Raw genomic sequence first — 20989 nt, forward strand, 5'->3', positions numbered from 1 at the left:
ATTTTCACAACCACCAACCATGTAAAAAGAGCCTATTTAGGCTCTTTTTCGTTTTAAGTCAAATTTATTTCTAGCAGAGCAAATGTGGTTGGTCCCTAGGGAAATGCAGATAGAGATAGGATGTAGTAATTGGAGCATATAACTGGTAAACCGATAATTGCAGTTTTTTAATATTATTTGTTGCGTTTAAAAACTTTATTCTTTTAATTTATTAAAAATCAGGCTATTGAAGAATATCATTTTATGTAATACAAATTGCATAAAATAAAATAGGTAATCACAAAAAGCTTTATTTTTTCTTTAAAATTCAAATATTCATATAGGAACTGTGCTAAAATAGTTGGCTTTTACCAGAGTCTGTGACCATGAAGCTACATATTAATCGAAACTGGATCTTAATCTGGATGGCTGTGATTTTTTTCAGCCTGATACAGAATTCGTATGGGCAAGTTTCAATTATTAGAACATCCATTGATGACTGTTTGCAGGAGACCACACTGGTAGCTACTGGTGAAGGGCCGATTACTTTTAGGTATCTGCGTGATGGGGTTTTGGAGGCTGAGGATGTAGTGGCAAGCCCTGATGCTAACAATTATTATATTTCCTCCAAAGTGGTTCCAGACGGGAGTTATATAGTTGAAGCTATTGATAGGCATGGCAATAAAGCCACTCGAAGCTTAAATGTAAATATTGTCAATCCGGTAGGGGTGGAAATAGTGACCGTTATCGATGCTAACTGTAACGGGGTAGCTAATGGTCAGGCTATTTTGAATATCAGCAGTAACCTGAATTTTACTGTAAAATTATTTGATAAATCTAATCCGACTGAACTGATCCGGGAGTATGAAAATACGGGTCAGCTAAATAATATTCCTGCAGGCGAATATATAGTGGAAGTCAGGGACATCGCAGGATGTGTGGCCTTTGCCGAAATCATCATCGAAGAACCCGAGCCGCTAGAGCAGGCCGACGGAAATGGCCCTGAGGTGACGCATCCTGTATGTGAAAATGACCTTGGTTCCGCCACTACGCGAATCCTTGGTGGAAACGGTCCTGAATTTGGCTACCAATTGTGGAAAGATGGGGCGCTCTATCGCGATAACCGCCAAACTCAAAACAACGGGCAGATCACCGAAACTGACCTTGAGCCAGGGACTTACTTCTTCAGGGTTTTCACTGATCAGGCTACCGATGATACCTGCTTTGAAGACTATGCTTTCCAGATCGTCTATGCCCCCAAATTTACCATCCAGCCAACTCCCACAGCTATCACTTGCTATGGAGAAGATGATGGTTCTGCCAGGTTGACCCTATCGGGCACACTCAATGCCCCTTTCTCCTACACCATAAACGGCGGAGCAGCCACTCAGCACAATAGCGTTGATCCTTTGAATTTAACCGGTCTGGAGCCAGGAAACTATACAGTTGCCATCACCGACGATGACGGTTGCCAGATGAGCACCACTTTTTCCATTAGCGAACCCGCCGAACTTGGCGTAAATGTGGAATTGGTAAATGACGTCTGCTTTGACAGCGTGGATGGCGCTATCCGGGTAAGGGCACAGGGAGGCACAGCTCCATATATGTTCAGCCTGGAAAATAATTTTGCCGGACTTCTTCCTTCATCCTCTTCTGCCGAGACTTTTGAGGATCTTGCTCCCGGTAGCTATACCGTATATGTCATGGATGCCAATGGCTGTCTGACCAATACTGACATAATACAAGTGAGGGAGCCGGAAATGGATATCAGCTACACCCTAATCGGCCTCACTGACCCCAATTGCCCGGAAGCGGCAAGCGGGTCTATCGAGATAGAGGCTGTCGGCGGCTGGGGAGCCCCTTGGACCTACGAGTGGGTGAGGACTGGTTCGACCAATGTGTTAAGCCAATCCCAAAAACTGGAAAATGTACCTGCCGGGGACTATATACTTACTTTAATAGATGCCAACGGCTGCCACGAAACATTCGAATTTACCCTTACCGATCCCGAGAGCCCTATTATCGAGGATTTGAGTTCAGAACCAACTAGTTGCCATGGCGATAGAGACGGGTCTATTTTTGTTCGTTTGCAAGGCTCAGAACCCTACTTGATTGGGCTGAATGGAGAGGAATATATGGGAACTGAGGCTGAATTTACCGGTCTGGAGGCCGGCGAATATACCGTTACTATTCAGATTGCAGAAGGCTGTATGCTCTACAGGGATATCACCGTGGGGCAGCCTGACCCTTTGGTCATTATTTATGACAATAACATAAGCCCTTTACTTTGTTATAATGACCAAGATGGAGGTGTTGCCGGACTCCGCGTGGAGGGCGGCAACCCTTCTTATGACTATCAATGGGAAAAGCAGCTTCCAAGTGGGCAGTGGGAATCTCTGGCCGGTGAAGCTTCAATTGACATTTCCGGATTGGGTGAAGGGACTTACCGTTTGGTGGTGACCGATAGAAATGACTGTGAAATAATCTCTAACCCATTCACCTTTGAGGCGCCAAGCCGACTTGATTACTTGGAGCATGCCACTACTGACCCGCTTTGTTTTGGAGAAACGGGCTCCGTTGAAATTTCCCTTGAAGGAGGCACAGCTCCCTATTACTATTCATTTGAAGGAAATAATTACCAAAGGTTAGGGCAAAACGGTCGGATTGACGGTTTCGCCGCTGGAACTTACGAGCTGCACATCCGAGATGAAAACGGCTGCACCCTTCCCCAGACCATCAGTTTTTCCATCAACCAGCCAGAGGAAATTGAGCTCGAAGAATTAAATCCCATCTTGCCAACCTGTGAAGGCGGCAATGATGGTGGATTTGAGGCGACAGTCACAGGCGGCTCATCCCAGATTTTGACATATGAGTGGTTTTTGCAGGGCTATCCAAATCAGGTTTTAGGTACTTCTTTAACTATTGAAGGGCTGCAGGACGGGAATTATTTTTTGAGAGTCATTGATCCAGGAAATGTCAATTGTTATAAAATCTTCGGTCCCTTTGCTATTGAATCTCCTCCGGCCATACAGGCTAATGTGAGGATCACCGATGTGGTTTGCCAAGGTGATGAGAGCGGGGTTTTGGATATCCAAAGCATTACCGGTGGAAATTTGGCTGATGGAGGAGATTACCAAGTGACATGGACCGGGCCGAATGGGACATCCTCCGAAAGGACCCTTACTGCCCTGCCTGCAGGAACATACGAACTTACCATCACCGATGGCAATACTTGCTTGTTTGAGCAAACCTATACGGTCAACGAACCTGAAAACCGGCTTACGATAAATACACCGGAAGTAACTCAGCCAGGTTGTTCTGGCAGTGAAAACGGCAGGATTGAAATTACGGCAAGCAATGGAGTAGGAAATTACGATTACTCTTGGCAGTATTTCAACAAGGACACTCAGGAATTTGAAATAATTCCCGGTCAAACCTCCCGAATCTTGAGCCAAAACGTAAAAGCGGGGACCTATTTGGTGACTGTTGCTGATGGATTCTGTGAGGCGCAAGAGACCATAGTGGTTAACCAGCCCGAAGAACTTCAGGTGGTACTTTCCCAAAAAGAGGGCATCAGTTGTTTTGACCGAAACGATGGCTTTATAGAAGTGGACACTCGTGGTGGCAGCGGCGATTACCAATTCAGATGGTCCAATGGCCAGACCAATCAGAATATTTACGACTTAAGACCAGGTAACTACACCCTGGAGGTATTTGATGCCAATGGCTGTAAGGCCACTTCCGAAACCTTTAACATTGCCCCGCTTCCCCGTCCTTCCATTCAGTTGTTGGATAAGAGCGATGTAGTTTGTGAGGAAAACAGTGGAAAGCTTCAGATAGGCTTGGGCAATGGGCTTGATGCCGCTGATTTCAATATTCATTGGTTAAACCTGCAGACCAATGAGCAGTTTGGCCAGAACCAGACTACAGTTGAGGGCCTAAATGTGGGATTCTATCAGGTTTTTGTGTCGGCTGGGGAAGACTGTGTGGTTGACCGGGTGCTCAGAATTGAAGGACCGGAATCTCCACTTACCATTTTGACTTCTCAGGTGGATCCAACCTGCCCTGAACAAGAGGGAGCTATTTACCTGAATGCTTCCGGAGGGTTTGCCCCGTATGACTATTTTTATAAAATAAATGAAAGCGATAACTGGTCACCATTGAGTGGGTCAGTACTTACTTCGCTAGATGCGGGAGATTATCTTGTTATGGTGAGAGATGCAAAAGGTTGCGAAGATGACAGTACCCTGACCATCACCCAGCCAAATGCCCCATCATTTTCTGCCAATAAGGTTCAGGATGTCTCCTGCTACGGGGGGAATGATGGAGTAATTGATTTCTCGGTGACCGGTGCTTCGCATCAATGGTATAAAAGGCTACCTGGCCAAAATCCACAGCCGATTGCCGATAGTCAATTGGATGAGTTGGAGGCAGGCACCTACTTTATGGAGGTGACTTTTGCTGAAAACTGTACCGAAAGGACCAATGATATCACCATTCAGCAGCCAAACGTCATTCAGGCATCCTTGTTGGCAACCCAGTTGGTCTGCTACGATGATCTGGGCAGTGTCACCTTTACGGTTTCCGGAGGGAAATCCGGTAAATCCTTACAGCTTATTTCGGGCTCAGAGGTAATCGATATCAAGGAAAATCTTTTTGAAGGTAACTTCACCTTTAGGGATTTGGCACCAGGTGATTATGAGCTGTTATTGACGGATGAAGGTTGTGGCGAAACGGCCCATGTATTTACCATCCACGAGGTTTTGGAGCCTACTTTTGCCGATGTGGAATTTGATGACATTACCTGCCCTGGTGCCCACGATGGCGTTATCCGCATGCTTGACCCTCAAGTTGAAAGTGGCCGAAACTTCACGGTTCGGATTAACGGGCAGGCAATGCCAGCGGGTCAAACGGTATTCACTGGGCTTGCACCGGGGCAGTACAATGTAGCGTTGGTTGATTCGGAAGGTTGTGGGCAGCAGTCGAAAAGCTTCACCATCAGCCAGCCGGACGAATTGGAAATTGAACGTTTTGATTTTGAGGACCCAACCTGTTTTGAGGGTGACGAGGGCTGGTTGAAGTTTAGGGTCTCTGGTGGAAATGGAAATTATGAAGCCACACTTCTGCACAAAGATTCCGGTGAGAAACTAACGCTTTCCGGCTTATCTGCCAGTGCCACGCATGAATTTGAAAACCTTAGGCAAGGGGAATACATGTTTACCCTCCTGGATGAAAAACGATGCCCTATCGAGCGGGAGTTTGAACTTGGCCAGCCTGATGGCTTTACCGTTGCGGTGAATCCCGGTACCATCATCTGTATCGATGGAGAAACTAACGCCCAGGTGAATTTTGAAGGCGGCACTGCCCCCTTCACCATGGAATTGACCAGAAACGGGGAAGCTTTTGAAACCTATACATTCAACCAAAGAATCAACACCATTTCCAACCTTCCTTTTGGTCAATATGCCTTTGAGGTGACCGATGGGGAAAACTGCCTGGTGCTGACGGACACCTTTGAGCTTGAGGATGGAGAGAAGATTGAAGTGGAGGCTGATATAATTCCTGTTTCTTGTGGAAACAATATGGATGGAAAACTAATCATAAAAGCCAGTGGAAGCAAGCGAGATGGTCAACTCAATTATTCTTATTTTGTCAATGGTCAGCAGATTTTCGGAAATGAACTGAATGTGCGGGCGGGTACATATACCATTAAAGCAGGTATTGGAAACTCAACCGTGGGATATTGTGAGTCAGAGTCTATTGAGGTAGTGGTAGCGGTGACCGATCCTATGGTGGTTGAGGAAGAAATCATCGACGTTTCATGTCACGGTGGAGCTGACGGGTCAATTTTTGTGGAGGTAACGGGCGGTACCCCATTTGAGGGAGACTCTCCATACCGATACCATTGGGAACATACAGATGAGGATACACCGTTTTTGGAAGGCTTGACAGCAGGATTTTACAGAGTAGAGGTAGAGGATTCCAGGAAGTGCTTCAGAGTTTCCCAAAGATTTTATGTAAGCCAGCCCGAAGAGGAACTTTCGGTGGTAGCCACTCCTAATTATATTCTTTGTGCTGAAAATGGTGAACTCTCAATTACTTTGGAAGTGAGGGGCGGCACACCGGATTACACTTATGAGTGGTCAAATGGCGCCACCACCAAGGATATTTTTGGTATCGAGCCGGGCATGTATGAGGTGACCGTTACAGATAAAAAAGGCTGTACGGAAACCATCACCGTAGAATTGCCAAAACCTGCCCCATCTCTTGAAATTGAATCTGACGGCAAGCTTATTCTCTGCAGTCCCCAAGAAAGGGGGAATGTTCAGCTTACGGTAAATGGTGGCACAGGCAATTATACCTACAAATGGTCAAATGGCTCTCAGGCCTCTAGTCTGATCAATCTTCCTGCTGGAGATTATACCGTAACAGTGAAAGATACTGAGACCGGATGCGAAGCCGAACATACCGTAGAGATTGTCATTGCCGATCCTATAATCGTCGAAACTGTGGATTTGGAACCGATTTCCTGTAACGGTATGTGGGACGGTATGATATCTGTAAACGTATCTGGCGGAATGGGCGATCTTCAGCTTTCTTGGAAATTCAGCGATCCGCAAACGGGTGTCCAATCACCTTTATATGAATTCGAAGGAGCAACTGAATTATTCAACCTCCAGCCCGGCAATTATATCTTGGATATAGAGGGTGAGGGCGGATGTAGAACTTCACGTGTGTACACTGTTGGTGACCGTGCTCCGTTGAAAATCGTACCACAACATCAAAATCCCACTTGTAACGATAGCGACAATGGCTCCATTAACCTTGAGTTAACCGGTGGCAGCGGGGCGTATTCTTACCGCTGGGAAAACCTTGACAATCCGGACCACTGGATTAAAGACCGAACCACTTCCGGTATTTCAGGTCTTGAGATTGGCCGATATAGAGTAAGGGTTGAAGATGGCAGTTGTTCAATCAGTGAGATCATACAGATCCAGGCCCCTGACCAATTACAGATTGAGTCCAAACACACAGAAATGTTGGCTTGTCATGGTGCTGAAAACGGGGTCATTGAAAATGTAATCAGCGGAGGTGTGCAGGACTATATCATAGAATGGTCCGATTCCAATAGTATAAAAAGCTGGAGCCGTACAGGCTTAGGCGCAGGAGAATACTCGGTCAAAGTCACAGACAAAAACGGGTGTACCCTAAGCAAAACCTATGTAATAGACGAACCGGATCCATTGGTGGCTGATTTATTCACAAGGATCGATATCAACTGTGAAACCAGAGAAGTGGTTGGTACAGCTTGGCTGACTGTGGAAGGTGGCACTGGAGAGTATGAAATCCAGTGGAGCAGTGGAGAAAAGAATGTCAGGGAAGTCAACTTCAATCAAGCTGGTGAAATCACGGTTTTTGTAAGGGACAAGCGTGGCTGCAACATTGATCTGTCGAGGATGATTGATTTTCCACCTGTGTTTGCCGATGCTGATTTCACCTATTCTGTGATCAGTTTGGATGGCGAGGGCGAAATTTTGGTCAACGACCCTATACAGTTCATTGACGAGAGTGAGGGACATGTGATCGCCTGGGACTGGGATTTTGGGGATGGCACTAAGAGCAATGAGCAAAACCCAAAACACACCTATTCAGGCCCTGGTACTTATGAAATCGCACTGCGGGTGTATGACGAATATGGTTGCAGCACCATGAGCCGAATTGAAGTGGAAGTGACCGATTCTTATAGAATACTTATACCAAATGCCTTTACACCAAATGGGGACGGCCTGAATGATACCTTCATGCCGAAATTTAGAGGCTTGTCTGATTTCGAAATGCACATTTTCAATACTTGGGGTGAATTACTGTACACCACCACCTCTATGGAAGATCCAGGATGGACAGGTTTCCACCAAGGCAAACTCAGTCCCAACGGTAATTATGTTTACAAGATCTACTACACCACCCGAGAGGGCAAGCGATCCAGCCGATCAGGTGTATTCCTTCTAATCAATTGATTTTTTTTCGGAGAGTGGAAAAATTTTTCACTCTCCGGATTTTCTCTTTACAAGTGTAAAAAAGCCTCTTATAATATAAATTATGTTTATTGTATAATTTTTAGAAAAATTATGTTTTTCGATGATTAATGGAGGGTTAAAATAATTTTATAATTATTTTGCATATACCAATTTTCTTTCATTATTTACTATGAATCAGCTGATTATAGAAATTTCATTTAGGGGTATTTAAAAAACATAAAATATTATTCCTAAAAATGAAAAGCAATTAATCAAGTGTATAGTACAAAATTTAAACCTTGAATAAACCAGAGTTAATAGAGTAAAAGTAACCGGCAAAGAGTGTTGGTAAGGAGTATTTTTTAAATGATTTCCAGTTAGTTCACCGCGACTGGAGTATTACTTAACCACAGTGAAGATGAAAAGAATTTTACTACTCGTTTTATTTTTAGGCTCTGCCATAGCGGCGGCGGCCCAAGATGTGCAATATTCGCAGTTCTATGCCAATCCTATGTATCTGAATCCTGCTTTTGCAGGTTCTTCAGAAGTGAGTCGGGTGGGAGTAAACTACCGAAACCAATGGCCTGGTTTGGACCACTCCTTTAATTCCTATTCAGCCTACATTGACCACTATATGTTTGACATCAACAGTGGGATTGGCTTAATCTTTAACGGCAACAGGGAAAGCATGGCCCATCTTAGTACTATGGAGGTTGGAGCAATCTATTCTTACAGAGTAAGATTGAATATGAATACTTTCCTAAGATTTGGTGGCCAGGTGAGTTATGTAGCGAGGGATGTTAATTTCAACAATTTGGTGTTCGGGTCTCAATTAGATATTCACAGAGGTACAGTGGATGATTTTAGCGGTGAACTCTTAGGTACCGATAGCCGTCATAGGTTTGCCGATTTCAATTTTGGCATGTTGCTGAATGGCGAGTCCTACTGGGTGGGTATATCTGGTCATCACGTGACCCAGCCCAATCAGAGCTTTCTGGATGATAACATTAGCAGACTTCCAGTAAAACTTTCTGCACATGGCGGAATCCGTTTTGACCTTGGAGCAGGTAGTGTTAATAATTTCTTCAGTAATTCCAGACAGGAAAGGGAAATTTCCTTTGCCTTCAACTTGAAACATCAAGACCCATTTAACCAACTTGACATTGGAACCCAGATTTATTTACAACCTATGGTGATGGGGCTTTGGTATAGAGGGTTGCCGTCCAAGTATTCACTGCCAAACAATGAGTCCATTGTGGCCCTATTTGGTTTTTCGCTCGATAGTGGTGTCGATATCGGCTACAGCTTTGACTTTACCACCTCCAAGCTAGGCCTTATCAATGCAGGGGGTGCGCATGAGATTTCTATCCGATATAGCTTCCTTTATGGGGACCCGAATCAGCGGGACAGGAGAAGCAGGATTATCCCATGTTTCAGATATTAAAAACAGTGTGTGGTTAACTTTTTTAACTAGGTGAACAAATTGTCCTGAGCTAATCCTCGGACAATTGGATGCCCGGGCCGAAAGGTCCGGGTTTTTCTATTTATTTAAAATCCCCATTTTCGACACCAAATCCCAAATCACAATCCCCATGGTAACCGAAATGTTTAGAGAATGCTTGGTTCCCAACTGGGGGATTTCGATGACCTTGTCGGCAGCTTGTATGACTTCCTGCTCCACGCCAAAAACCTCGTTTCCAAAAACCATAGCATATTTTTGATCCTCTTCTGGCTGGAATTCATGCAACATTTCGCTCTTGTCCACCTGTTCAATCGCCAAAATTTGAAATCCTTCTGCCTTGAGTTTCTCAATTGCCTCCAATGTGGTTGGCAGGTGTTCCCAGTCTACAGACTCTGTGGCGCCCAGCGCTGTTTTTTGGATTTCTCGATGGGGCGGAGTGCCGGTAATGCCGCAAAGCATGATTTTCTCCAGCCTAAAAGCATCGGCAGTCCTGAAGGATGAGCCGACATTGTTAAGGCTGCGGACGTTGTCAAGTACCAGAACTAGGGGAGTTTTGGCTTTTTGCTTGTATTCTTCGACAGACAGACGGTTTAATTCGTCCATACTTAATTTTTTCATCTGCTTTTTGATTAAAAACCTTTAATTTCAAGGTTTGAATTGCACTTCAAAATTAGCACAAAGATTTAAATCCCCCTTAAAATGGCCAAAACCAAACCCAAAGAAACCCCTTTGATGAAGCAATATAATGCTATAAAAGCCAAGCACCCTGGCGCATTGTTATTGTTCAGGGTCGGTGACTTTTATGAAACCTTTGGAGAGGATGCCATTAAGGCGAGCAAGATTCTGGATATAGTGCTCACCAAGCGTGCCAACGGTTCAGCTTCCCATATTGAATTGGCCGGATTCCCGCACCATTCCCTGGATTCCTACCTGCCAAAGCTAGTTCGGGCAGGTAATAGGGTCGCCATTTGCGATCAACTTGAGGACCCGAAAGAGGTGAAAGGGATCGTAAAAAGAGGGGTGACAGAACTGGTAACTCCCGGTCTTTCTTTCAACGATAATGTACTGGACAAGCGCCGAAACAATTATTTGGCGTCAATAAAATTCGGTAAAACCGAACATGGATTGGCATTTTTAGATCTATCTACCGGAGAGTTTATGACCAGCCAGGGAAGTACCTCTTATATTGAGAAGTTGCTCCAAAGTTTTGCTCCTTCGGAAGTAATTTATTCCAAATCCCATCGCAACAATGCTTCCGAGCTTTTGAAGGATCAATACAACACCTTCCACTGTGAGGATTGGGTTTTTCAATATGACTACACCTACGAAAAGCTCACCGAGCATTTCCAGACGGCCAATTTAAAAGGCTTTGGTATAGAAAGTCTTGAGGAAGGAATTATCGCTGCTGGTGCGATTTTATACTATTTGGAAGAAACTGAGCATAAGGAGGTAAAGCATATTGCCTCCATTTCCAGGATTGCGGAGGAAAAATTCGTTTGGCTGGATAAGTTTACCATCCGGAATCTGGAACTGGTTTATTCTCAACAGGAGGGTGGTGTTCCGTTGATTCAGATTTTGGACCAGTCGGTGACCCCGATGGGTTCGAGATTGATGAAAAAATGGATGGTATTGCCTCTGAAGGAAAAGGACCAGATTGAAGAGCGATTGAATGTGGTGGAGTACTTTTCCAGGCAAGCCGAAATGAGCGAGGAGGTTCTCGGCCATTTGAAACACATTGGAGATTTGGAAAGGCTCATTTCCAAAGTTGCCGTGGGCAGGATTAACCCACGTGAGATGAACCAGCTGAAAAGGGCCCTTAAAAGCACTCTACCCATTAAGGAGTTGCTTAAAAAACAGAAAAACCCTTCACTCAAGAAAATTGCGGACCAGATCAATTCCTGTGAATTTTTGCTGGAGAAGATTGAGAATGAGTTAATGGAGGACGCGCCCATGCTCACCCACCAGGGTGGTGTGATAAAAAATGGGGTTGACGCGGATTTGGATGAATATAGAAGGTTGGCCAATTCGGGTAAAGACTACCTTTTGCAGATGCAGCAGCGGGAAATCCAGAAAACTGGAATTTCATCTCTCAAGGTAGCCTATAACAAAGTTTTTGGCTATTACTTGGAAGTCTCCAACACACATAAGGCTAAAGTGCCTGCTGAGTGGATTAGAAAGCAGACCTTGGTGAATGCAGAGCGCTATATCACCGAGGAACTGAAAGTTTATGAAGAAAAAATCCTGAATGCCGAAGAAAGGCTGATTGCGCTAGAGCAAAAATATTTTATGTTATTGGTCCAGGATGCTGCCGAGTACGTGGGCAGTATCCAGCAAAATGCAAAGATGTTGGCAATGGTGGATTGTCTGCTTTCCTTTGCTCAAGTGGCCCAAGCCAATAATTACTGCAGGCCAAAGTGCAGCGAAACCGATGCGATCGAAATCAAAGATGGAAGGCATCCGGTAATCGAAAGACAATTAGGTATAGGAGAGGAATATGTGCCAAATGATATTTATTTGGACCACTCCAGCCAGCAGATTATCATTATCACCGGCCCTAACATGGCTGGTAAATCTGCACTTTTGAGACAGACGGCCTTGATTGTGTTGATGGCCCAGATGGGGAGTTTCGTTCCCGCCAGTTATGCCAGAATTGGCCTTATTGATAAAGTTTTTACGCGTGTGGGAGCATCTGATAACCTCAGTAAGGGTGAATCGACCTTTATGGTGGAAATGACAGAAACGGCGAGTATTCTCAACAACCTGTCCGACAGGTCTTTGGTACTCATGGATGAAATCGGTCGGGGAACCTCCACCTACGATGGTATTTCCATTGCTTGGTCCATTGTGGAATTTCTCCACAACCATCCCAAGTTCAAAGCAAAGACACTTTTTGCCACCCACTACCATGAACTTAACCAATTGGCCGATGACTTCGGAAGGGTCAAAAACTTCAATGTATCCGTCAAAGAAGTGGGGAATAAAGTGGTCTTCATGCGTAAGCTTAAGGAAGGAGGCAGTGAGCACAGCTTCGGTATCCATGTAGCGCAAATGGCTGGGATGCCCAATCCTGTAGTGTTAAGGGCTTCGGAAATCATGTCACACCTCGAGAAGGATAAAAGCCTACATCAGCAGCAAGAAAAGCTTAAAGATGTTCCCAAAAACAATTACCAATTGAGTCTATTTGAAATTGATCCTAAGTTTAAGGAAATTAAGGAAACCATCGAAAAACTGGATATAAATACTATCTCACCTGTGGAAGCCCTAATTAAACTAAATGAAATCAAAAAAAAGCTAGAGTAATCGCACAATTTTGAACGATTTTGGTTATAATAGCGCTATCAGAGGAACGAAAAGATTATGGGTGTAGAGTTATTGGAAGCGCTAAAGACTCAGGACAAGTATAGGAAGTTATTTCATGCTTGGTCCGATAGAGAATTTGGCCGACAGAAAAAGGAAGAGAAATTCATAAAGGAACTCCAGGAATTAAGTGAGAAAGTAGGAATCAAGGATAACCTTATCGTGGGTAGCTTTGATTATAGAGATTTTAGTCTAGCTTTCTTTACGGATAATATATTTGACGTGTCAGGACTTCCTGCCGAATATTTTAAAAGGTATGGGCTTGAGGCAACCATGTCCATGTTTCATGAGGAAGATAGAGAGGAAGTGCTCAAGTTTCAGAAGATGAACATTGATACTTATGACTCCTTAAGTATTGCTGAAAAAAGGACATTTGGAGCAAGTTATACTTATAGATGGATTCATAGGTTGACAGGTGAGGAAATCTGGCAGCAGACATCTATTGTACCTTATATGACAGATGAAAAGGGGAATATCATCCTAGATCTACAAATCTGTATGAGGTTGAATGCCCCGCCTAACCCTGCCAAATTTCATTGGGAATTTCACTACACAGCTAACAACGGTGCCTTGATTAAGGTAGAAAAGCAGTTTGAGGATGTGGCTAAAAATACCCTTTCCAAGCGGGAATATGAAGTGGCCCAATTGATCGTGAATGGCATGCCGCCAGCAGAATTGGCTAAGGAGCTTGGCATCAGTCCTAATACCTTGGTTACTCACAAAAAGAACATCATGAAAAAACTCAAAATCAACTCCACCTTGGAATTGGTCAGAATCATGATGCATAAAAGTTGATAATAAATAAGCTTCTGAAAATCAATAAATAGGGCTTTAAGGTCGAAATTTATTGATTTTTTTTCAAGGCAGAGTTTGCAAATAAAGAAAAGTGCTATACCTTTGTATCCACAATCGCACGAGGTTGTAAGCACTAAAAACAAATAAGCGAAAGTAGCTCAGCTGGTAGAGCACGACCTTGCCAAGGTCGGGGTCGCGAGTTCGAATCTCGTCTTTCGCTCAAAAGCCCTTGAAAAAGGGCTTTGTTGTTTTAGCCTTTCTGTAAAAAGAAATGCTGCCGGGATGGTGGAATAGGTAGACACGCAAGACTTAAAATCTTGTGGCCGTAAGGCCGTGCGGGTTCGATTCCCGCTCCTGGTACAAAGAGCCGCTCAGATCTGAGTGGCTCTTTTTTTTTGCCCTCATCCGACATCGGTCATCCGTCATCCCACATCCATCCTCAAATCATAAGTTTATCCCAATTATAATTATTTACCTATCTTATAAAAAACTTAGAATTTGCATTATTTCAATAATAAATATTTTTTCCTTCTGGCTATCAGGGTGTTGTTTGAGATGGGTCAAAAAAGTTGCCAGCAGCCCAGTTTTTGGAATCGTAATTGCATAAATGCTCCATAAATAAGCGAAAGTAGCTCAGGTGGAAGAGCACAGCCTTTCCAAGGTTGGGGTCGCGAGTTCGAATCTTGCCTTTCGCTCCAAGTTTGCCTCACAAGGATGCAAGCTTCTTTTTAAATTACTTTTTGAGCCATAGAGGATGGCATAGCTAAAGTTTTTTTAAATGAGTTTTTTATGTACAAAAGCGAAAGTAGCTCAGTGGCAGAGCACAGTCTTTCCAAGACTGGGGTCGTAAGTTCAATTCTTGCCTTTCGCTCCAAGCAGATTCATACGGAACCTGCGATTTTTTAAATCTTATTTTTTAATGCCTTTTGGCAAATCTGGGATTTTTATATATACTTTTTTACGTACAAAAGCGAAAGTAGCTCAGTGGCAGAGCACAGCCTTTCCAAGGCTGGGGTCGTAAGTTCAAATCTTGCCTTTCGCTCAATTAAAATTCAAAGGGCTGGTATGATTACCAGCCTTTTTTTTTGGTAAAATCCTATCCTGCTGAAATACAAAAAGGCCGACTTTCGCCGGCCTTTAGGGGTGATTTAGATCAAAAAATGTTATTTTACAAACTCCACAGAAGAGTCCAGGTTGGCTCTGATGGCGGTATGGAGATCACCATTCCCATCTACGTCATTCGGGCCAATATCTATAAAGCCATCACCATCAGCATCCGCGGCAGCAGAGAAATCCACACCGTCAAACATGCTCGCCATGTCAAAATATAACCAAAGGTCAGCATCTCCGTCGATCGAATACCCTTCTCCATTTCTGGCTGTAGCTCTCAAAGCTTCCTCAGAATCAAACCAAATACGGGTAGGGGTATTGTTAACCTCTCCTATAATGTAAAGGGACTTGCCATGTGCAAAATGATCCTGCTCCACATTGGTGTTTTGATAAAGATCAAAAGTGATCTCAGTGTAAGTGCCGTCCGGAGTTCTTCCCTCTCCGATCACGGCCGTTTGATGTTCTCCGTTTTGGATCAGTACATTCGACTTCGGCTGTGTTGCCGAAGTACCTAATTCAGCATTAAGGTTTGTCGAAAGGCTGATGTTGCCAATGTTAACGCCAGCTCCCAGCTCGCTTTTGGCTGCATAGCGCATTTCTACATCTTGGGTACCTACTTGAAACTCGGTTACAGAAATGGCTCCCACATCCACTCTACTGTTTTCTGCTCCTGCAGTTGGATTGGCAGTTGCTCTAAGGGCAACACGGCTTTCTGATTCTACAGGAGTTCCATCCTCAGTTGTGGTACATGCAATCATGCCAAAGGCTACGCCGAATGGCATCATTACTCTTGCGATGTTCAAAAATGATTTTTTCATATTTGTATTTGTTGGTTTGTTTCTCCCGAACTTTGCAAACCATATGCCAATGAGCTTATTCCTTAAATTGAAGAAAGTTACATTTATATAATAAGGTAAAGAAAATCAACGTGTTAGGATGTTATTTCGGATGACTCTGGGGGAGTTTTTAAAGTCAAAAATTAAGGCCCGGAAGTTCAGTTTTTTTGTAAAAACTGTCCCGGGCCAAAAAATAGATTCTTGAATATAAATTAAAATTAGGCTTTTAGTCTATCATAGCGTTCCCCAATTTTGTTCCAATCCACCACATTCCACCAATTGGAGATGTACTCTCCCCTTTCATTTTGGTATTTGAGGTAATAGGCATGTTCCCATACATCAATGCCCATCAGTGGAATCCCTTGAAAATCCACATCGTTCATCAGTGGGTTATCTTGGTTTGGCGTGGAGCCTACTGCCAGATTTTTGTCGCGATCCAAGACCAGCCAAGCCCAACCGGAACCAAATCTATCCTTAGCTTCTTGCTCAAAATTATTTACAAACTCCTCATAGCTTCCAAATGAATCATTGATAGCCTCGGCTAAGTTTCCCTGCGGCTGGCCACCACCATCTGGAGACATTATTTTCCAGAAGAGCTCATGGTTGTAATGGCCTCCCCCGTTGTTTCTCATTTTTTCAGAGTAGTGAGAAATATTCATCATTACTTCCTCAAGGGGTTTTTCCATATCAACATCCTCCTCTCCGGCAGCTTCCTGCAGATTGTCGGCGTAGCTCTTGGCATGCTTGGTGTAATGGATCTCCATCGTTTTGGCATCGATATGCGGCTCCAGCGCGGAAAACCCGTACGGTAAGTCTGTCTGGGTAAAGCCCGTTCTTAAGTTTTCCAGCACCTCATCCTGTTGGGTAGTGGTACTGCAGGCCATCAGTGCCGAACCCATTGCACTGGACCCTATGCCTATGGCAAGAGTGGCTTTGGTAGTGCGGGAAAGAAAACTCCTTCTCGAAAAATTGCTCATATTATAATTTATTTATGTTCATTTAATTGTATAAAATTGTGGTCCAAAACAACCTGGCGCTCACACTAAGTTAGCCATAAATGCCCGTTACAAAAAAGAGGTCGGCCAATAAGTCCGAATTCCTGACAAGTTTCGCCGTATTTATTAACTCATCCGGCTTGGTTTGGTTTTTGAAATATTAATCATCCCGTATAAATCTTAATAATTGAATGAATCTGGAGTTTTATAAATATCAGGGTACTGGTAATGATTTTGTCATGGTCGATGACCGGCAAAACGCTTTTGATGCCCAAAATTTGCCCCTGATCAACAGTATTTGCGACCGCAAATTTGGAGTCGGCGCAGATGGTTTGATTCTGATCAGAAATCATGCGGACTATGATTTTGAAATGGTGTACTTCAATGCTGACGGTACCCAAAGCATGTGTGGCAACGGTGCAAGATGCGCGGTTGCCTTTTCTCATTTTTTAGGGATTATTAAAGAGGAGACCTACTTCCTTGCTATTGACGGGCCCCACAAAGCCTTCTTCAATGAAGGAACCGTACACCTGGAGATGGGTGATGTGCCCGGAATAGCCAAGGATGGCGAGGAATTTTTTCTCAACACCGGCTCCCCTCATCATGTTAAATTTGTGGCTGATGCAGCTCATTATCCCGTAGTGGAAGAAGGAGCTAAAATTAGATACAGTGCCAAATATTCTCCTCGAGGGACCAATGTAAACTTTGTCGAGATTCTCGATGATCAAGAACTTAATGTGAGGACCTATGAGCGTGGTGTTGAGGATGAGACGCTTTCTTGTGGCACGGGTGTGACGGCATGTGCCCTGGTGCACGGCAGCCTTTCTGGACAAAATAACATCAGAATCAAAACTTTAGGGGGTACCTTACAGGTTAAATTTAAGAAGGTCGATGGTGAAAGGTTTACCGATGTGGTACTTTCTGGTCCGGCCCGCCAAGTTTTCAAAGGCAGTATTGCAATCGATTAAGAATCCAAGATAAAACTATCAAAAGAGGACAATAATTTACTATTCTGCCAAAAAGAAAGTAATTTTAAAGCCGTTTTAATTTGATCAAAATATATGTTAGATATAATAGCAAAAGGACTGGCAAAGGTTTTCGGAACCAAGTCAGATAGAGATATAAAGGAGGTTTTGCCCGTCGTTGACCAGATCAATCAGGAATTTGGCAAGCTTCACCAGCTTACGGATGATGAGTTGAGGGCCCAGACTATTGAGCTTAAAAGCATCATCAATACAGACTTGGCGTCGTTTGACCAGCAGATCAAATCCATCAAGGAAAAGATCAATGGCATGGCGGCTGACAAAGTCCATGAAAAAGATGCCCTTTTCAACGATATCGAAAAAGTCGAAAAAGACAGGGATCAAGAGTTGGAAAAGTCTTTGGAAAAAATTCTTCCAAGGGCTTTTGCCGTAGTTAAGGAAACTGCCAGGAGGTTTAAAGAAAACAGTAAACTTGTTGTGACCGCCACACCTGAAGATCAAGTGATGGCTGCCAATAAGCCAAACGTTGAAATCGATGGTGAGAAAGCTATCTGGCATAACAAATGGAATGCTGCCGGAACCGAGATCACCTGGGACATGCTTCATTATGATGTGCAGCTCATTGGTGGTATCACCTTGCACAAAGGAAAAATCGCCGAAATGGCAACTGGTGAAGGTAAAACTCTAGTTTCGACCCTTCCAGCCTACCTTAATGCACTTTCAGGTAGAGGCGTCCATGTGGTGACAGTCAACGATTACCTTGCCAAACGTGACTCCGAATGGAATGCGCCACTTTTTGAATTCCACGGTCTTAAAGTAGATTGTATCGATAAATTTCCGCCTAATTCAGCCGGAAGAAGAAAAGCTTACAATTCCGACATTGTGTACGGAACCAACAATGAATTCGGTTTTGATTACCTAAGGGATAACATGGCCAGGGATTCCAATGACCTTGTCCAGGGCAAGCACCATTTTGCCATGATTGATGAGGTCGATTCTGTATTGATTGATGATGCGAGGACGCCATTGATCATTTCCGGCCCGGTTCCTAGAGGGGATGAGCACGAATTTTATGAGCTAAAGCCAAGAGTATCCACTCTTGTGGAAGAACAAAGAAAACTTATTCAAGGCTACCTGACTGAGGCTAAGCGATTGATCAAGGATGGAAACCAAAAAGAAGGTGGACTATCCCTTTTTAGAGCATTCAGAGGAATGCCTAAGTATAAGCCTTTGATTAAATACCTTTCCGAACCAGGTATCAGAGTAATCCTTCAGAAAACAGAGAATTTCTATCTTCAAGATAACAAAAGAATGATGCCGGAAGCGGATGAACCTCTTTTGTTTACCATTGATGAAAAATCCAATACTGTAGACCTTACCGATAATGGTATCGAGGTGTTGACTACTAAAAACGAAACGGCTGACTTTTTCATCCTACCCGATATCGGTATGGAAATCGCCGAAATGGAAAAGAGTGCCAAAATAGATGAAAAAGAAAAGCTGGTCCGCAAAGAAGAAATCATAAAGGACTATGGCGTAAAAGCTCAGCGTATCCATACAGTAAATCAGCTTTTGAAAGCATATTGTATGTTCGAAAAAGACACCGAGTATATTCTTGTTGACGGTAAGGTGAAAATTGTCGATGAGCAGACAGGCCGTGTGATGGAAGGTCGTCGTTATTCTGACGGACTTCACCAGGCTATCGAGGCAAAAGAAAACGTGAAGGTGGAAGATGCCACTCAAACATACGCCACGGTTACTTTGCAAAACTACTTCAGAATGTACCATAAGCTTTCGGGTATGACCGGTACGGCCGAAACCGAAGCAGGTGAATTCTGGGAAATCTATAAATTGGATGTGGTTGTAATTCCTACCAACCGTCCTATTTCCAGGGATGATAGACAGGATAAAGTTTACAAAACCGTAAGGGAAAAATTCAACGCTGTTGTTGACGAGATTAATGAGTTGACTAAGGCTGGAAGGCCAGTTCTAGTGGGTACAACTTCGGTGGAAATTTCCGAAGTACTCAGCCGAATGTTGACCTTGAGAAAGATCAGACACCAGGTCCTTAACGCCAAGCAGCACGCCAAAGAGGCAGAAGTGGTAGCTGAAGCGGGTAAGCCAGGCACAGTAACTATCGCAACCAACATGGCCGGTAGGGGTACGGATATCAAACTGACTCCGGAATCCAAGCAGGCTGGCGGTTTGGCCATCATCGGTACAGAAAGACACGAATCTAGAAGGGTCGATAGACAGCTTAGAGGACGTGCCGGTCGTCAGGGTGACGTGGGTTCTTCCCAGTTCTTTGTGTCACTGGAGGACAATCTAATGAGGCTCTTTGGTTCCGAAAGGATTGCCAAACTCATGGATAGAATGGGCCTTGAAGAAGGAGAGGTAATTCAACATTCTATGATTACCAAATCCATCGAAAGAGCCCAGAAAAAGGTAGAGGAAAACAACTTTGGCGTTCGGAAGAGATTGCTAGAGTATGATGACGTGATGAACTCCCAGAGGGAAGTTGTCTATAAGAGAAGGAAAAATGCTCTGATGGGCGAAAGGCTTGAACTTGACATCCTGAACATCATGTATGATGTGTGCTCCGACATCATTGATATGGCCAAAGCTTCCGATGATATGGAAAATCTGAGGATGAACATTTACAGTTCTTTGGGTATTGATCACAAATTCACTGAGGATCAGGTAAAATCTAAGGATTCACAAACCCTTACCCAAGAGCTATTCGATGCGGCATATAAGAATTACAGAACTAAAAACGATAGGATTCTTTCCAGAGCCCTGCCAATAATTAAAGATGTGCATGAGCAGCGAGGCGGAACTGTCCGCGACATCATGGTGCCTATCTCTGATGGCATCAAGCAAATTGGTGTGGTGGTTAACCTTGAGTCTACTATCGCAAACGAAGGTAGAGATTTGATCAGGGCCATTGAGAAAAATGTGACCCTGGCAATTATCGATCAAAACTGGAAGGAACACCTCAGGGATATGGATGACTTGAAGCAGTCCGTTCAGAATGCAGTTTACGAACAGAAGGATCCATTGCTTATCTATAAGTTTGAGGCCTTTGAGATGTTCAAGCGCTTTGTTGGAAAGCTTAATGAGGACGTGATTTCTTTCATTTCCAAAGCGGAACTTCCAAAGCAAAATCCTGATCAGGTCAACCCGGCCCAGGCAGCTCCAAGAGCTCCAGAACCAAAAGTTCAGGCTTCCAAGGAAGAAGTTGGCAGTTCAATTGCAGGTAACCGTACACCGGCAGCCACTGCCCCGTCAAGCAGACAGCAAGTGGTGGAGCCAAGGAAATCAGATAAAGCTTATGGAAGAAACGACAAAGTTTCCGTTCAATATTCCAACGGTAGCGTGAAAAAGAATGTGAAATTCAAAAGCGTGGAAGATGACCTTCAAAGCGGTCGGTGCGTAATCATCGAAAATTAATTCT

Annotated in this window: 9 protein-coding genes and 5 tRNA genes; 11 read left to right on the top strand and 3 right to left on the bottom strand. The window is 43.9% G+C overall.

Annotated elements, in window-relative coordinates:
- Positions 1–365 precede the first annotated feature (365 nt).
- Both FPL27_RS01595 and FPL27_RS01600 read left to right on the top strand, forming a co-directional pair.
- On the top strand, positions 366–7997 hold the full coding sequence (locus tag FPL27_RS01595; protein WP_143959421.1) for a T9SS type B sorting domain-containing protein: 7632 nt from the start codon (positions 366–368) through the stop codon (positions 7995–7997).
- Between the two features lie 418 nt (positions 7998–8415).
- The gene (locus FPL27_RS01600) at positions 8416–9441 is read left to right on the top strand and encodes a PorP/SprF family type IX secretion system membrane protein (RefSeq protein ID WP_143959422.1); all 1026 of its coding nucleotides are present in this window, start codon (positions 8416–8418) and stop codon (positions 9439–9441) included.
- A 96-nt stretch (positions 9442–9537) separates the two neighbouring features.
- Here the strand turns inward: FPL27_RS01600 and FPL27_RS01605 are convergent, their stop codons facing one another.
- Positions 9538–10077, bottom strand: coding sequence for an RNA methyltransferase (locus FPL27_RS01605; protein ID WP_143959423.1), 540 nt, complete (start codon positions 10075–10077; stop codon positions 9538–9540).
- A gap of 81 nt (positions 10078–10158) precedes the next feature.
- Between FPL27_RS01605 and mutS the strand changes: the two genes are divergently transcribed.
- From mutS to FPL27_RS01640, 7 genes are all read left to right on the top strand, one after another.
- On the top strand, positions 10159–12759 hold the full coding sequence (gene mutS / locus FPL27_RS01610; protein ID WP_143959424.1) for a DNA mismatch repair protein MutS: 2601 nt from the start codon (positions 10159–10161) through the stop codon (positions 12757–12759).
- A gap of 57 nt (positions 12760–12816) precedes the next feature.
- Positions 12817–13611 carry a helix-turn-helix transcriptional regulator gene (locus tag FPL27_RS01615; protein ID WP_143959425.1) on the top strand — a complete coding sequence of 265 codons (795 nt, stop codon included), beginning with the start codon at positions 12817–12819 and terminating at the stop codon, positions 13609–13611.
- A 147-nt stretch (positions 13612–13758) separates the two neighbouring features.
- Positions 13759–13831, top strand: a tRNA-Gly gene (locus FPL27_RS01620).
- A 56-nt stretch (positions 13832–13887) separates the two neighbouring features.
- Positions 13888–13971, top strand: a tRNA-Leu gene (locus FPL27_RS01625).
- 262 nt (positions 13972–14233) lie between these two features.
- Positions 14234–14309: transfer RNA gene (locus tag FPL27_RS01630), tRNA-Gly, on the top strand.
- A 101-nt stretch (positions 14310–14410) separates the two neighbouring features.
- Positions 14411–14485 (top strand) — tRNA-Gly (locus tag FPL27_RS01635).
- Between the two features lie 96 nt (positions 14486–14581).
- Positions 14582–14653: transfer RNA gene (locus tag FPL27_RS01640), tRNA-Gly, on the top strand.
- Positions 14654–14774: 121 nt separating this feature from the next.
- On the opposite strand, the gene FPL27_RS01645 is transcribed toward FPL27_RS01640, so the two are convergent.
- Together FPL27_RS01645 and FPL27_RS01650 are read right to left on the bottom strand one after the other, a co-directional pair.
- Positions 14775–15539, bottom strand: coding sequence for a hypothetical protein (locus FPL27_RS01645; RefSeq protein ID WP_143959426.1), 765 nt, complete (start codon positions 15537–15539; stop codon positions 14775–14777).
- Positions 15540–15775: 236 nt separating this feature from the next.
- Positions 15776–16534 carry a superoxide dismutase gene (locus FPL27_RS01650; RefSeq protein WP_143959427.1) on the bottom strand — a complete coding sequence of 253 codons (759 nt, stop codon included), beginning with the start codon at positions 16532–16534 and terminating at the stop codon, positions 15776–15778.
- Between the two features lie 209 nt (positions 16535–16743).
- On the opposite strand from FPL27_RS01650, the gene dapF reads away from it, so the two are divergent.
- Both dapF and secA read left to right on the top strand, forming a co-directional pair.
- Positions 16744–17520 carry a diaminopimelate epimerase gene (gene dapF, locus FPL27_RS01655; RefSeq protein ID WP_143959428.1) on the top strand — a complete coding sequence of 259 codons (777 nt, stop codon included), beginning with the start codon at positions 16744–16746 and terminating at the stop codon, positions 17518–17520.
- A 93-nt stretch (positions 17521–17613) separates the two neighbouring features.
- Positions 17614–20985, top strand: a complete 3372-nt coding sequence (gene secA, locus FPL27_RS01660; protein WP_143959429.1) for a preprotein translocase subunit SecA — start codon at positions 17614–17616, stop codon at positions 20983–20985.
- The last annotated feature ends 4 nt before the right edge of the window (positions 20986–20989 follow it).

The organism is Litoribacter populi, from assembly GCF_007483685.1.
Classification (GTDB): Bacteria; Bacteroidota; Bacteroidia; order Cytophagales; family Cyclobacteriaceae; genus Litoribacter; species Litoribacter populi.

Bases quoted from the DNA above. Each gene is read 5' to 3' on its own strand.
- FPL27_RS01595 (WP_143959421.1), top strand. From the start codon at position 366: ATGAAGCTACATATTAATCGAAACTGGATCTTAATCTGGATGGCTGTG.
- FPL27_RS01600 (WP_143959422.1), top strand. From the start codon at position 8,416: ATGAAAAGAATTTTACTACTCGTTTTATTTTTAGGCTCTGCCATAGCG.
- FPL27_RS01605 (WP_143959423.1), bottom strand. From the start codon at position 10,077: ATGAAAAAATTAAGTATGGACGAATTAAACCGTCTGTCTGTCGAAGAA.
- mutS (WP_143959424.1), top strand. From the start codon at position 10,159: ATGGCCAAAACCAAACCCAAAGAAACCCCTTTGATGAAGCAATATAAT.
- FPL27_RS01615 (WP_143959425.1), top strand. From the start codon at position 12,817: ATGGGTGTAGAGTTATTGGAAGCGCTAAAGACTCAGGACAAGTATAGG.
- FPL27_RS01645 (WP_143959426.1), bottom strand. From the start codon at position 15,539: ATGAAAAAATCATTTTTGAACATCGCAAGAGTAATGATGCCATTCGGC.
- FPL27_RS01650 (WP_143959427.1), bottom strand. From the start codon at position 16,534: ATGAGCAATTTTTCGAGAAGGAGTTTTCTTTCCCGCACTACCAAAGCC.
- dapF (WP_143959428.1), top strand. From the start codon at position 16,744: ATGAATCTGGAGTTTTATAAATATCAGGGTACTGGTAATGATTTTGTC.
- secA (WP_143959429.1), top strand. From the start codon at position 17,614: ATGTTAGATATAATAGCAAAAGGACTGGCAAAGGTTTTCGGAACCAAG.